The sequence below is a fragment of the Pseudoxanthomonas sangjuensis genome (assembly GCF_010211755.1).
Taxonomy (GTDB): Bacteria; Pseudomonadota; Gammaproteobacteria; order Xanthomonadales; family Xanthomonadaceae; genus Pseudoxanthomonas_A; species Pseudoxanthomonas_A sangjuensis.
Map to the genome: position 1 here is coordinate 1 of NZ_PDWR01000026.1, position 12592 is coordinate 12592.

Annotated in this window: 15 protein-coding genes; 4 read left to right on the forward strand and 11 right to left on the reverse strand. The window is 69.1% G+C overall.

Going from position 1 to position 12592, the window contains the following annotated elements:
• The 4 genes from CSC71_RS12720 to CSC71_RS12735 all read right to left on the reverse strand — a co-directional run.
• On the reverse strand, positions 1-822 hold an 822-nt coding region (locus CSC71_RS12720; protein ID WP_162374752.1), incomplete at its 3' end, for a TPM domain-containing protein.
• A 13-nt stretch (positions 823-835) separates the two neighbouring features.
• Complete coding sequence (locus CSC71_RS12725) at positions 836-1465, reverse strand: LemA family protein (RefSeq protein WP_162374753.1); 630 nt, start codon at positions 1463-1465, stop codon at positions 836-838.
• A gap of 87 nt (positions 1466-1552) precedes the next feature.
• The gene (locus tag CSC71_RS12730) at positions 1553-2296 is read right to left on the reverse strand and encodes a TerC family protein (protein ID WP_162374754.1); all 744 of its coding nucleotides are present in this window, start codon (positions 2294-2296) and stop codon (positions 1553-1555) included.
• A gap of 41 nt (positions 2297-2337) precedes the next feature.
• On the reverse strand, positions 2338-2718 hold the full coding sequence (locus CSC71_RS12735; RefSeq protein WP_162374755.1) for a diacylglycerol kinase: 381 nt from the start codon (positions 2716-2718) through the stop codon (positions 2338-2340).
• 283 nt (positions 2719-3001) lie between these two features.
• On the opposite strand from CSC71_RS12735, the gene CSC71_RS12740 reads away from it, so the two are divergent.
• Positions 3002-3709 carry an SGNH/GDSL hydrolase family protein gene (locus CSC71_RS12740; protein WP_162374756.1) on the forward strand — a complete coding sequence of 236 codons (708 nt, stop codon included), beginning with the start codon at positions 3002-3004 and terminating at the stop codon, positions 3707-3709.
• An 82-nt stretch (positions 3710-3791) separates the two neighbouring features.
• Positions 3792-4277: a VOC family protein gene (locus CSC71_RS12745; protein ID WP_162374757.1), complete on the forward strand. Its 486-nt coding sequence runs from the start codon at positions 3792-3794 to the stop codon at positions 4275-4277.
• A gap of 88 nt (positions 4278-4365) precedes the next feature.
• Here the strand turns inward: CSC71_RS12745 and CSC71_RS12750 are convergent, their stop codons facing one another.
• The 7 genes from CSC71_RS12750 to CSC71_RS12780 all read right to left on the reverse strand — a co-directional run bounded on the left by CSC71_RS12750 (position 4366) and on the right by CSC71_RS12780 (position 10923).
• The gene (locus CSC71_RS12750; protein WP_162374758.1) at positions 4366-5601 is read right to left on the reverse strand and encodes an ABC transporter permease; all 1236 of its coding nucleotides are present in this window, start codon (positions 5599-5601) and stop codon (positions 4366-4368) included.
• Positions 5598-6320 (reverse strand): ABC transporter ATP-binding protein, encoded by a 723-nt coding sequence (locus tag CSC71_RS12755; protein WP_162374759.1) that lies wholly within the window; start codon positions 6318-6320, stop codon positions 5598-5600. The genes CSC71_RS12750 and CSC71_RS12755 overlap by 4 nt, the downstream gene beginning before the upstream one ends.
• Positions 6317-7852 carry an efflux RND transporter periplasmic adaptor subunit gene (locus CSC71_RS12760; protein WP_162374760.1) on the reverse strand — a complete coding sequence of 512 codons (1536 nt, stop codon included), beginning with the start codon at positions 7850-7852 and terminating at the stop codon, positions 6317-6319. Before CSC71_RS12760 ends, CSC71_RS12755 begins: the two co-directional genes overlap by 4 nt.
• Before the next feature lie 171 nt (positions 7853-8023).
• Positions 8024-9295, reverse strand: coding sequence for a sensor histidine kinase (locus tag CSC71_RS12765; protein WP_162374761.1), 1272 nt, complete (start codon positions 9293-9295; stop codon positions 8024-8026).
• 65 nt (positions 9296-9360) lie between these two features.
• Entirely contained in the window at positions 9361-10062 is a 702-nt protein-coding gene (locus CSC71_RS12770) for a response regulator transcription factor (RefSeq protein ID WP_162374762.1), read from the reverse strand.
• Positions 10063-10175: 113 nt separating this feature from the next.
• On the reverse strand, positions 10176-10523 hold the full coding sequence (locus tag CSC71_RS12775; RefSeq protein ID WP_211368022.1) for an ArsR/SmtB family transcription factor: 348 nt from the start codon (positions 10521-10523) through the stop codon (positions 10176-10178).
• 4 nt (positions 10524-10527) lie between these two features.
• Positions 10528-10923: a rhodanese-like domain-containing protein gene (locus CSC71_RS12780; RefSeq protein WP_162374763.1), complete on the reverse strand. Its 396-nt coding sequence runs from the start codon at positions 10921-10923 to the stop codon at positions 10528-10530.
• Positions 10924-11084: 161 nt separating this feature from the next.
• On the opposite strand from CSC71_RS12780, the gene CSC71_RS12785 reads away from it, so the two are divergent.
• Positions 11085-12356 (forward strand): NAD(P)/FAD-dependent oxidoreductase, encoded by a 1272-nt coding sequence (locus CSC71_RS12785; protein WP_162374764.1) that lies wholly within the window; start codon positions 11085-11087, stop codon positions 12354-12356.
• 25 nt (positions 12357-12381) lie between these two features.
• Positions 12382-12585 (forward strand): YgaP family membrane protein, encoded by a 204-nt coding sequence (locus CSC71_RS12790; protein WP_162374765.1) that lies wholly within the window; start codon positions 12382-12384, stop codon positions 12583-12585.
• Positions 12586-12592: the final 7 nt, after the last annotated feature.

The following is a 12592-nucleotide window of genomic DNA, read 5'->3' on the forward strand; positions in this document are numbered from 1 at the left end:
GCCGCCTCCACCGCCGCCCCAACCACCCCAGTCGCGGTGGCGGGCGTAGCGGCCGGTCGACACCGTGACCAGGCCGAACAGCAAACCGAACACGCCGGCGATCACGGCGACGGGCCACAACGAGGAGAGCAACCAGGCCACGCCGCCCGACGCGCCGCCGGTCAGCAGGCCGCGCAGGCCCTTCGGCGCGCGGCTGAAGATGCCGCGCACGATCTGGGCGACGATGAACGCGGCGAACAGGGCGAAGACGAAGCCGCCACCGCCATTGCCGCCCTGGCGGTGGCTGCTGACCGGCTCCGGCAGCGGCTCGCCATCGATGATCTTCACCAGCACCGCGGTCGCGTCGATCAGGCCGCCGCCGTAGTCGCCCGCGCGGAACTTCGGCGCCATGTATTCCTGGATCACCCGGCTGGCGATCGCGTCGGGAATCGCGCCCTCCAGCCCGTAACCGGTGTGGATGCGCACGCGGCGGTCGTCCTTCGCGACCACGACCAGCACCGCGTCGTCGACCTTCTTGCGGCCGAGCTTCCACTGGTCGAACACGCGCTGGGCGTAGTCGAAGATGTCCTCCGGCTGCGTGGTCGGCACGATCAGCACCTGCAACTGGCTGCCCTTGCGCCGTTGCAGGTCCAGCGCCTGCCGTTCCAACTGCTGCTTCTGCGCCGCGTCGAGCGTGCCGGTGGTATCGACCACCGGCGACGTCAGCGGCGGGATATCCGCCAATCCGGCCGTCGCCGGCCGCTGCGCCCACGCCGCGGCGCAGGGCAGCAGCAGGCAGGCGAGCAGCAGCCCGTGCCGGACGTACCGGATGATCGGCGGCATCCGCGGCCCCGGATCAGTTCGACGGCGCGGGCTGCGGCTGCGGCGCCTGCTGCGGCGCTGGCGTGCCGAAGTCGACCTGCGGCGCCTCGGAGATCTGCGCTTCGTTCTCGACCGTGAAGTTCGGCTTGGTCTTGTAGCCGAAGACCTTCGCGGTGATCAGCTGCGGGAACGAACGGATGTAGGTGTTGTAGTCCTGCACCGTCTGGATGTAGCGCTGGCGCTCGACGCTGATGCGGTTCTCGGTGCCTTCCAGCTGCGCCTGCAATTGCAGGAAGTTCTGGTCGGCCTTCAACTGCGGATAGTTCTCGCTGACCACCAGCAGGCGGTTGAGCGCGCCCTGCAGCTCGCCCTGCGCGTCCTGGAACGCCTTCAGCGACGCCGGATCGTCGGCATTGACGTTGATGTTGCCGACCTTGGCGCGCGCGTTGGTCACCTCGGTCAGTACCCGCTCCTCGTGGCTGGCGTAGCCCTTCACCGTCGCCACCAGGTTCGGCACCAGGTCGGCGCGGCGCTTGTACACGTTGAGCACCTGCGACCAGGCCGCGGCGACCGCCTCGTCCTTCTGCTGGATGGCGTTGTAGCCGCAGCCCGACAGCAGCGCGACCAGCCCCAGCACCACCAGCGAACGCATGAACAGACGCATGACCGAAACTCCTCCGGGTTGAGTCCGCGCATTGCAGCATTCCCGCCCGCGCCGCGCAACGGCCCGGGCGGGCGCGTAAAGAATGCGTTACGGCACGATCGGGTGCCGGTGCGTCATCGCGCGGCGGCGCATCATCAGGTTCAACCACTCGACCATCACCGAGAAGCCCATCGCGAAGTAGATGTACGGCTTCGGCACGTGGATTTCCACGCCGTCGAGGATCAGCACCACGCCGATCAGCACGATGAAGGCCAGCGCCAGCATCTTGATCGTCGGGTTGGCGTCGATGAAGCTGCCCAGCGGGTTGGCCGCCAGCAGCATGATCGCCACCGCCAGCAGGATCGCCACCACCATCACCGGGATGTGCTCGGCGATGCCGACCGCGGTGATCACCGAGTCCAGCGAGAACACGATGTCGATGATCGCGATCTGCAGGATCACCATGCCGAACACCGCCGAGGCCTTGGTGGTGGCCGGGTCCTTGTCCTCGCCGCCGGTGATCAGCTCGCGGATTTCCATGATCCCCTTCACCAGCAGGAAGATGCCGCCGAGGATCAGCACCAGGTCGCGGATCGAGATGCCCATGCCGGCGACGCTGAACAGGTCGTGCTGCATCCGCGCCAGGAACGCCAGCGACACCAGCAGGGCGATGCGGGTGATGCAGGCCACGGCGATGCCGAGTTTGCGCGCGTACGGGCGGCGCTGCTCGGGCAGGCGGCCGACGGCGATCGAGATGAACACCAGGTTGTCGATGCCCAGCACGATCTCCAGTGTGCTCAACGTGACCAGGGTCAGCCACACGTTGGGGTCGGCGAGGAAGTCGAGGTTCATGCGTTTGGTAACCCTTGCGAAGTCGGTATCGGGATTGCGGATCAGAAGAATTTCGGGCCCACGATGGCGCCCCAGCACAGCAGCACGTTCAGCATCAGCACGAACACCGCCGCCGAACCCATGTCCTTGGCGCGCCCGGCCAACTCGTGGTACTCGGAGCCGTAGCGTTCGATCACCGCCTCCACCGCCGAGTTCAGCAGCTCGACGCTGAGCACCAGCAACATCGAGCCGATCAGCAGCACGCGCTCGACCGCGTTGCCGCCCAGCCACCAGGCCAGCGGCGCGAGCACCACGAACAGGTAGGCCTCGAGGCGGAACGACGATTCGTGCAGCCACGCCGCGCGCAGGCCCTGCAGCGACCACTTAGCGGCCTTGAGCATGCGCGACGGCCCGCGCGGCAGGTGTCCGAATTCGTCGGCCATGGGCTCAGCCCCCGCGACGCCGGCGTGGGCGGGGAGTCGTTGGACGGGCGGGCATCGGCAGGCCGGAATCGGTCATGGGAAGCGCGATTTTGCCACAACACGGCGCACGGGCCGGCCGGATTGCCACGCACGTCGCCGCCGGATCAGTCCAGCGGGCCCGCGGGCCATGGAAGACGCACCCGCGGATCGAGTGCGCAAGTGCTTGATCCGGCGCGAGCCGGGAGCGTTTGGAAGGATTCCCCCGGCATTGCCATAATCCGGTTTTCCACCGGGAAACCCGCACATGTCCGCGACACTGCGCCACGGCCTCGCCGCCCTGCTTGCCCTGGTCCTGCTGGCCGGCTGCACCGCCGCGCCGCCGCCGAAGCCGCCGCTGCAGGTACCGGCCACGGTTTCCAGCACCGACTGGGAACGCGACATGCAGCGCTTCGCCGCCGAGGACGCGGCGAACCCGCCGCCGAAGGGCGCGGTACTGTTCGTCGGCAGCTCGTCGATCCGGATGTGGGCGACCCTGGCGCAGGACTTCCCCGGCATCGCGGTCGTCAACCGCGGCTTCGGCGGTTCCGAGATCCGCGACAGCACCTGGTACGCCGACCGCATCGTCGTGCCCTACGCACCGCGCACGATCGTGTTCTATGCCGGCGAGAACGACATCAACAGCGGCCGCAGCCCGCAACAGGTGCTGGGCGACTTCCGCGCCTTCGTCGAACGCGTGCGCCGCGACCTGCCGCGCGTGCGCATCGTGCTGGTGTCGATCAAGCCGAGTCCGCTGCGCGCGGCGCAACTGCCGGCGCAGCGCGAGGCCAACGCGCTGCTGCGCGAGGAAATCGCGCGGACGCGGAACGCCGCGTTCGTCGACGTGGCCACGCCGATGCTCGGCGCCGACGGCCAGCCGCGCGCGGAACTGTTCATCGAGGACCGCCTGCACATGAACCATGCCGGTTACGACATCTGGCGCGGGCTGATCGCGCCGCTGCTGCAGCCGCGATGATTGCGACGAGCGGCATGCGCCGGTAACGCCGGCGTAACCCCGGCGGGAGTAGGTTGGCCTTCCCCCGCAACGGAGCACGGCCATGAACGCGCAACACCCCGCCGTCGGCTTCATGCCCGACGGTTACCACAGCGTCACCGCCTACCTGATCGTCGACGACGCCGCGAAGGCGCTCGACTTCTACCGCGACGCCTTCGGCGCGAGCGAACTGTTCCGCCTGCCGATGGGCGACAAGATCGGCCACGCCGAGATCCAGATCGGCGACACCCGGGTCATGCTGGCCGACGAATTCCCGCAGATGAACGCGCTGTCGCCGACCCACCGCGGCGGCGCCACCGCCAGCTTCATGATCTACGTCGAAGACGCCGACGCCGCCTGGGCGAAGGCGATCAAGGCCGGCGCGAAGGCCGATCGGCCGGTCACCGACGAATTCTGGGGCGACCGCATCGGCACCGTGGTCGACCCGTTCGGCCACAAGTGGTCGCTGGCCACGCACATCGAGGAAGTGGCGCCGGAGGAAATGCAGCGGCGCATGGCGGCGTGGTCGCAGGCGCAGGCGTCGGCCTGAACCGTCTCTTCCCGTCCGCGGGAGAAGGAAGGCTTGCAAACGATTCGAGGGCAGGCCCTTCTCCCGCGTGCGGGAGAAGGGCCATCCATTACTGCTGCCGCAACGCCTCGATCGGATCGAGCAGCGAGGCCTTGCGCGCCGGGTAGTAGCCGAAGAACAGGCCGGTGGCGATCGAGAACGCCGCCGCCAGCGCCACCACCTGCCCGTTCAGCGCCACCGGCAGTTCGCTGACCTTGCCGACGATCAGCGCGCCGGCGATGCCGATGACGATGCCGATGGCGCCGCCGATCAGCGAGATCAGCATCGCCTCGGCGAGGAACTGCCGGCGCACGTCCGACGGTCCCGCGCCGACCGCCATGCGCAATCCGATCTCGCGGATGCGTTCGGTCACCGAGACCAGCATGATGTTCATGATGCCGATGCCGCCGATCACCAGGCAGATCGTCGCCACCGCGCCGAGCAGCTTCGACATCAGGCTGGTGGTCGCGGTGCGGGTCGCGACGATTTCGCTGATGTTGCGCACCCGGAAGTCGTCCTCGGCGCCGGGCGCGATCCGGTGGCGCTGGCGCAGCAGCGACTCGACCTCGCCCTGCACGTATTCCAGGTCGTCGGCGTCGGTCACGGTCAGCGCGACCTGCATCACCGCGCCGGCCGGCAGGCCCATCGCGCCCATCAGGCGGCGGCGCGCGGTTTCCAGCGGCACCATCACCACGTCGTCCTGGTCCTGGCCGAACCCGCCCTGCCCCTTCGGCGCCAGCGTACCGACCACGGTGAACGGCACCCGGCCCAGGCGGATGGTCTGGCCGATGCCGCTGTCCTCGCCGAACAGCGTGCGCCGCACCGTGTCGCCGAGGATCACCACCTTGCCGGCGCCGGAGTAGTCCTGCGCGTTGAAGCCCTCGCCGTTGGCAAGGGTCCAGCCGTTGATGTCGAAGAATTCCGGCTGCACGCCCTGCCAGCTGGTCGAGGCGTTGTTCTCCGCGTACACCACCTGGGTGCTGCCGCGCAGCGCGCCGGCGACGTACTGCACTTCGGGGATCTCGTTGCGGATCGCCTCGACGTCGCCCGCGTTGAGGGTGAAGAAGCTGCTGGCGCTCATCCGCACGCCGCCGGCGCCGCGGCCGCCGGACGGGCCGATGTCGAGGCGCTGCGAACCCAGCCCGGACACCATCTTGTCGATCTCACGCTGCGTGCCCTGGCCCACCGAGACCATCACGATCACCGCGGCGATGCCGATGATCACGCCCAGCGAAGTCAGCGCGCTGCGCATCCAGTTGCCGCGCAGGGCGAACACGGCGGTGCGGAGGATGTCGAGGAAGTTCATGCCGCGACTCCTTCGCCCGCATGCAGCTCGCCGTCCCGCATCACCAGCGTGTAGTCGGCGTGCGCGGCCACGTCGGGGTCGTGGGTGATCAGGATGACGGTGTGGCCCTGGTCGCGCAGGCGCTTGAACAGCGCGAGGATCTCCTCGCCGGTCTTGCTGTCGAGCGCGCCGGTCGGTTCGTCGGCGAGTACGATCGGCGGCTCGTTGATCAGCGCGCGCGCGATCGCCACGCGCTGCTGCTGGCCGCCGGACAGCTCGCTGGGACGGTGCCCGGCGCGTTCGGCCAGGCCGACCGCCGCCAGCGCCTTCTGCGCGCGCTCGTTGCGTTCGCGCACCGGCACGTTGGCGTAGCCCAGCGGCATCGCCACGTTCTCCAGCGCGCTCATCCGCGGCAGCAGGTTGAAGCCCTGGAACACGAAGCCGATCTTGTCCAGGCGCAGCTCCGCCAGTTCCTCGGCGTCGAGCTTCGACACGTCGGCGCCGTCGCAAAAGTAGCTGCCGGAAGTCGGCGTGTCGAGGCAGCCGATCAGGTTCATCAGCGTCGACTTGCCGGAACCGGACGGGCCCATGATCGCGACGAAGTCGCCGCGCTGCACGCGCATGTCCACGCCCTTCAGCGCGACCACCTCCGCTTCCGTGCCCGGCGAATAGACCTTGCCGAGGCCGCGTATGTCGATGACCGGCACCGCGTCCGCCGCCGGCGCAACCTGCGCGTTCATTCCTTGCCCTTGGCGCGCTCGCCGGTGACGACCAGGTCGCCGGCCTTGAGGCCGCCGCCGGAAACCTCGGTGTCGGTGCCGTCGCTGGCGCCCAGCCGCACCATCACCGGCTGCGGCTTGCCGTCGACCAGCTTGTACAGCGTGGCGCGCTTGGCGTTGACCAGCGCCGACAGCGCGGCGTCCCACTGCTTCTTCTGCCCGTCGTCCAGGGTGTCGCGGAACGCGGCGAAGTCCTGCTTGAAGCGCTCGGCCATGCGCTGGCGCAGTTGCGCCTCGAGGTTGCCGGCGTTGCCGCCGCCCATCACCATGACCATGCCGGGCGGGCCGAAGCCGCCGCCCTGGGTCTGCCGCTGGCGCGCCTGCTGGCGCTGCTTCACCGCCGCGACCGCGGCGTCGAACGCGGCCTGCTGGTTCGCATCGACCTTCATTTCGGCCACGGCGCGCGCCAGGTCGTCGGTGATGCCGCCGCCGCGCGGGCCGCCTTGCGCCGGGCGCTGCTGCCCGCCGCCCAGCGGCGCGGCCGGCAGCGAATTGTCGGTCGGCTTGTAGCGCAACGCGGCGTTCGACAGCTTCAGCACGCCCTCGCGCTTGCTGACCTCGATCTCGGCGTTGACGGTCAGGCCCGGCAGCAGCGTGCCGTCGCCGTTGTCGACGGTGACCACCACCGGATAGGTGACGACATTGTTCGTCGTCGTCGCCGCGAGCCGCACCTGCTCGACCGTGCCCTTGAACTTGCGGTCGGGGAAGGCGTCGGCGGTGAAGCTGACGGTCTGCCCGACCTTGACCTGGCCGATGTCGGCCTCGTCGACGGCCAGCTCGATCTTCATCTTCGCCAGGTCCTCGGCGATGGTGAACAGTTCCGGCGCCTGCAGGCTGGCGGCGACGGTCTGGCCGCGCTCGATGCTGCGGGTCAGCACCACGCCGTCGACCGGCGAACGGATCACGGTGCGGTCGATGTTGACCTGGGTGTTCTTCAGCGAAGCGGTCTGCTGGCTGATCGATGCCTGCGCCGAATTGACCTGGGCGCGCGCGGCGTCCAGCGTGGCGCGGGCCAGGTCGACGTCGCTCTGCGCCACCAGCTTCTGCCTGCCGAGCTCGGCCTTGCGCTGGTAGTCGAGTTCGGCGTTCTTCAGCGTGGCCCGGGCGTTGCGCAGCGAAGCCCGCGCGCTGGCGATCTGCGCGCTGCCCTGCTCGTACTGCGCCCGGTAGGTGCTCGGGTCGATCCGTGCCAGCACGTCGCCCTTCTTCACCGGGCTGTTGTAGTCGACCAGCACCTCGGTGACCTGGCCGGAGATCTGGCTGCCGACGGTGACCGTGGAGATGGCGCTGAGCGTGCCGGTGGACGAAATCGCCACGCGGATGTCGCCCTGCTCGACCGCGGCGGTGCGGTACGCGCCCTCCGCGGCATCGGCCTTGTGGACACGCCAGTACCACAGGCCGGCGAGCAGCGCGGCGGCGACCACGGCGGCGATGGCGTAACGGGAAAACAGCAGGCTGCGGGCGCGCGACGGACTGCGGGGGCTTCGGCTCATGGGGAGGGCGATGGTCGGGAATCGGGTTGTCGCCGACGCTAACGCACGTCGACGGCATGCGTTGACAGCATTCCGTGGGCAAGGGTTCCCGGGTCCGGTTCCGTTGCCGGCGGGACAGGCCCCACCGTGGGTGGCCGCGGGGGATGTCCCGGGGCGGAGGACGGCGATCCGTCAGGCGAAGCGGATCGTCGCGGTGGTGCCCGCGTCCGGCACGCTGTCCAGTTCCACCTTCCAGCCGAAGCGCTCGCACAGGCGGCTGACGATCGACAGGCCCAGCCCGGTGCCGTGCGGGCGCGACTCGTCGGCGCGGTAGAACGGCTCGAACGCGCGCCGCAGCGACTCCTCGCCCATGCCGATGCCGGTGTCGCGGACCAGCACGCGGTCGGTTTCGACGATCACGTCGATGCGGCCGCGGTCGGTGTAGCTGCAGGCGTTGCGCAACAGGTTGCTCACCACCACGTGCATGACCCGCGGCGGCGCGTGCAGGCGCGGCCGCGCGTGCAGCACCACTTCCAGGTCGACCGGCTTGCCGATCAGCAGCGCGCGCGCGTTCTCGGCCTCGTCCAGGACCACGTTGGCCACCTCGAAATCCTCGCTCTGCGGCGCCACGCGCGCCTCGCGCGCCAGGATCAGGAAGGCGTCGATCACCGCTTCCATGTCGCGCCCGGCGCGCTGGATGCGTTGCAGCGAGCGCGACACCCGCGGCGAAACCTCCTCGGCCATCGCCATGTCGCTGGCCACGCGGATCACGGTCAGCGGCGTGCGCAGCTCGTGGCTGGCGTCGCGGGTGAAGTTGCGCTCGCGCGCCACGTGCGCGGCCACGCGCTGCTCCAGCCCGTGCAGCGCCGAGGCCAGCTGCCGGGCCTCGCCCTGCACGTCGGCCGGCAGCCGTTCCGGCGCCAGCGCGCTGACGTCGGGCCGTTGCGGATCCCACAGCGTGACCTGCCTGGCCAGCCAGCTGACCGGCGAAATCAGCCGCTTGGACGCGCGGTAGGTCAGCCACGAGACGAAGTAGATCGCCACCAGGGTCAGCATGATCGGCAGGGTGCCGAACCAGAACGCCAGCCGCTCGGCCTGCGAGCGCAGGAACACCAGGTACAGCCGGCCCGGCGGTTTCTCGTCGACCAGTACCAGCATGTTGTCCTGCTTCAGTTCGTGGAAGCCGGGCTTCAGCCCGCGCAGGTTTTCCGGCAGCAGCAGGTTGGAACGGCCGGTCAGCACCAGGTAGCCGCGCAGGGTATAGGTGTTCGGCGGCGGTTGCGCTTCGGAGGCGCCGTACAGGTTCCAGAAGTGGTCGGCTTCCTGGTGCAGCACCGCGCTGACCAGGCTTTGCTTGATCACCGCCGACACCAGGTAGGCACCCAGCACGATCGCCAGGCTGACCATCACCACCTGCAGGATGAAGGCGATGCGTATCTTGCGCGACAGCCCCTGTGGCGACATGGTCCTTCCTGTCTTTCCCCGGCTGCGATTATGCAGAAAATCAGCAGCTTATGGCCGCGCGCCGTTCAGGCGATGTCCGCGATCCGGTAGCCGGCGCTCTGCACCGTGTGCAGCAGCTGCTTGTCGAACGGCTTGTCGATGATCTTGCGCAGGTTGTACAGGTGGCTGCGCAACGTGTCGGAATCGGGCAGGCCGTTGCCCCAGATCTCGCGCTCGATCTCCTGCCGCGACACCACCCGCGGCGATTCGCGCATCAGGATGGTCAGCAGGCGCAGGCCGATCGGCGACAGCAGCAGTTCCTGGCCGCCGCGGGTGGCGCGCATGCTGACCGGATCCAGCGCCAGGTCGGCGACCTTCAGCACTTCGGCGCCGACCTGGCGGCGTTCGCGGCGGATCAGCGCGCGCAGCCGCGCTTCGAGTTCCTGGATCGCGAACGGCTTGGTCAGGTAGTCGTCGGCACCGGAACCGAGCCCGGTGAGCTTGTCGTCCAGGGTGTCGCGCGCGGTCAGCATCAGCACCGGCGTCGACTTGCGCGCCTCGTTGCGCAGCCGCTTGCACACCTCCAGCCCGTCCAGCCGCGGCAGCATCAGGTCCAGCACCAGCACGTCGTAGCTGTTCTCGGTGGCCAGCCGGTAGCCGTCGATGCCGTCGGTGGCGTAGTCGACCTCGAAACCCTTGCCTTCCAGGTATTCGCCGATCATCTCGGAGATGTTGCGGTTGTCCTCGACCACCAGCACCAGGCCGGACGATTCCTGTGCATGTCGCATGACGCCTCCAGATCCAGAACCAGCTTCAGGTTTGTGAAGCTAACCGCCCCCGGGTGGATGGAACGTGAAGGGTGGGACGGCACCGCGGCGCAGGTTGCCCGGACGCCCGGCGCTCAGCCCCTGCCCCTGCGGACCCTCGGCGGTGCGCAATAGATGTCGTGCAGGGTCTGGATCACCCGGAACGCCGGGCCCGGCGCCAGCGAGTAGTAGATGGTCTGGGCCTCGCGGCGGGTGCCGACCAGGCCCTCCTCGCGCAGCACCGCCAGGTGCTGCGACAGCGCCGACTGGCTCAGGTCGAGCAGTGCGTTGAGCTCGCCGACCGAATGCTCGCCCTCGGCCAGCAGGCACAGGATCAGCAGGCGCTTGTCGTTGGCCAGCGCCTTCAGCAGTTGCGCCGCGTCGCCGGCATGGCTGCGCATGGCCTCGGGGTCGATCGTGGGTTGTGCGGGGGTACGGGTCATGGGTTCAGGCGGTTTCGGTTGCGACCGGCAACGCGGCTTCGCGCCATGCGGCGATGCCGCCGGCCAGCGAATGGACGTGCTCGAAGCCTAGCTGCTGCAGGCTGTCGGCGGCCAGCGCCGCGCGCGCGCCGCTCAGGCAGTACAGGACCAGCGTGCGCGATTTCCGCGCCAGCGCGTCGCTGGCCTGGCAGGCCAGCGCCGGATGCGCGGCGATGCTGAATTCGAGCACGCCGCGCGGCAGGTTGATCGCCCCCGGCAGGTGCCCGGCGGCGAATTCGTCCGGCTCGCGGACGTCGATCAGCAGGTGGCCGCGGCCGCGCCAGCCGTGCAGTTCGACCGGGGAAACCTCGTGGATGCGGCGGCGCGCGGCGGCCACCAGCGCGTTCACGGCGAGGTCCATGGCAGCTCCTTTAAATTAGTTGACACTAATATAATTGATCTCTAATATTCGGGCAATCCCGGCAACGGCGCCGGAATCGGCGGGCGGATTGACCGGGATCAACGACGGCCGCCGCCGCCGCTGCAAGGCTGGCAACGCATCGACGAGGGAGGAGAACCACCATGGCAAGCATCCTGGTACTCGGCGCCGGCATCGGCGGCATGAGTGCGGCCTACGAACTGCGCGAACTGCTGGGGAAGGACCACGCGATCACCGTCGTCGGCGACGGCCCGCTGTTCTCCTTCACCCCGTCCAATCCGTGGGTGGCGGTCGGCTGGCGCAAGCCGGCGGACGTGCAACTGGACGTCGCGTCCCATCTGCAGCGCAAGGACATCGGATTCGATCCGACCGGGGCCGAGCGCGTGCTGCCCGCGGAAAACCGCCTGCTGCTGCGCGACGGCCGCAGCCTCGCCTACGACTACCTGGTGATCGCCACCGGGCCGCGCCTGGCCTTCGACGAAGTGCCGGGACTGGGCCCGGAAGCCGGTTTCACCCAGTCGGTCTGCACCACGCCGCATGCGGCGAAGGCGTGGGATGCGTACCAGGCGTTCCTCGGGGATCCCGGCCCGGTCGTCGTCGGCGCGGCGGCCGGCGCCAGTTGCTTCGGCCCCGCCTACGAATTCGCGATGATCCTCGACAGCGACCTGCGCAAGCGCAAGCTGCGCGACCGCGTGCCGATGACCTACGTCACCCCCGAGCCGTACATCGGCCACATGGGCCTGGGCGGGGTCGGCGATTCGAAGGGGCTGATGGAAGCCGAGTTCCGCCAGCGCCACATCAAGTGGGTGACCAACGCGAAGATCGCCGCGGTCCGCGACGGCGAGATCGAAGCCGTCGAGATGGACGAGGACGGCCAGCCGAAGAAGACCCACCTGCTGCCGTTCAAGTATTCGATGGTGCTGCCGGCCTTCACCGGCGTCGACGCGGTGCGCCAGGCCGAAGGCCTGGGCAATCCGCGCGGCTTCGTCCTGATCGACAAGCACCAGCGCCACCCGTCCTTCCGCAACATCTTCTCGATCGGCGTGTGCGTGGCGATCCCGCCGGTGGAGCCGACGCCGGTGCCGACCGGCGCGCCGAAGACCGGCTTCATGATCGAGTCGATGGTGTCCGCGGTGGCCGGGAACATCCGCGCCGACATCGAGGGCAAGCCCGCCGGGGCGGTGCCGACCTGGAACGCGATCTGCCTGGCCGACATGGGCGATACGGGCATCGCGTTCGTCGCGCTGCCGCAGATCCCGCCGCGCAACGTCACCTGGGCCAAGGCCGGCAAGTGGGTGCACCTGGCCAAGATCGCGTTCGAAAAGTATTTCCTGATGAAGATCCGCTCCGGCAACACCGAGCCGGTTTACGAGAAATACGTGCTCAAGCTGCTGGGCGTGCTGCGCACCCGTTGAACGAACCGGACAAAGGAGAACCGCAATGAACATCGACCGTGCCGTGATGGCCTTCGCCGGCGTGATGGTCCTGGCCAGCGTCGCGCTGGCCCGCTTCGTCTCGCCGTGGTGGCTGCTGCTGACCGTTTTCGTCGGCCTGAACCTGCTGCAGGCCAGCTTCACCGGCTTCTGCCCGGCGGCCATCGTGTTCCGCAAGCTGGGCCTGCCCGGCGGCTGCGCCTTCAAGTGAGGCGCGG

Coding starts and splice junctions, on each gene's coding strand:
- CSC71_RS12725 (WP_162374753.1), bottom strand. CDS start 1,465: ATGCGTCTGTTCATGCGTTCGCTGGTGGTGCTGGGGCTGGTCGCGCTG.
- CSC71_RS12730 (WP_162374754.1), bottom strand. CDS start 2,296: ATGAACCTCGACTTCCTCGCCGACCCCAACGTGTGGCTGACCCTGGTC.
- CSC71_RS12735 (WP_162374755.1), bottom strand. CDS start 2,718: ATGGCCGACGAATTCGGACACCTGCCGCGCGGGCCGTCGCGCATGCTC.
- CSC71_RS12740 (WP_162374756.1), top strand. CDS start 3,002: ATGTCCGCGACACTGCGCCACGGCCTCGCCGCCCTGCTTGCCCTGGTC.
- CSC71_RS12745 (WP_162374757.1), top strand. CDS start 3,792: ATGAACGCGCAACACCCCGCCGTCGGCTTCATGCCCGACGGTTACCAC.
- CSC71_RS12750 (WP_162374758.1), bottom strand. CDS start 5,601: ATGAACTTCCTCGACATCCTCCGCACCGCCGTGTTCGCCCTGCGCGGC.
- CSC71_RS12755 (WP_162374759.1), bottom strand. CDS start 6,320: ATGAACGCGCAGGTTGCGCCGGCGGCGGACGCGGTGCCGGTCATCGAC.
- CSC71_RS12760 (WP_162374760.1), bottom strand. CDS start 7,852: ATGAGCCGAAGCCCCCGCAGTCCGTCGCGCGCCCGCAGCCTGCTGTTT.
- CSC71_RS12765 (WP_162374761.1), bottom strand. CDS start 9,295: ATGTCGCCACAGGGGCTGTCGCGCAAGATACGCATCGCCTTCATCCTG.
- CSC71_RS12770 (WP_162374762.1), bottom strand. CDS start 10,062: ATGCGACATGCACAGGAATCGTCCGGCCTGGTGCTGGTGGTCGAGGAC.
- CSC71_RS12775 (WP_211368022.1), bottom strand. CDS start 10,523: ATGACCCGTACCCCCGCACAACCCACGATCGACCCCGAGGCCATGCGC.
- CSC71_RS12780 (WP_162374763.1), bottom strand. CDS start 10,923: ATGGACCTCGCCGTGAACGCGCTGGTGGCCGCCGCGCGCCGCCGCATC.
- CSC71_RS12785 (WP_162374764.1), top strand. CDS start 11,085: ATGGCAAGCATCCTGGTACTCGGCGCCGGCATCGGCGGCATGAGTGCG.
- CSC71_RS12790 (WP_162374765.1), top strand. CDS start 12,382: ATGAACATCGACCGTGCCGTGATGGCCTTCGCCGGCGTGATGGTCCTG.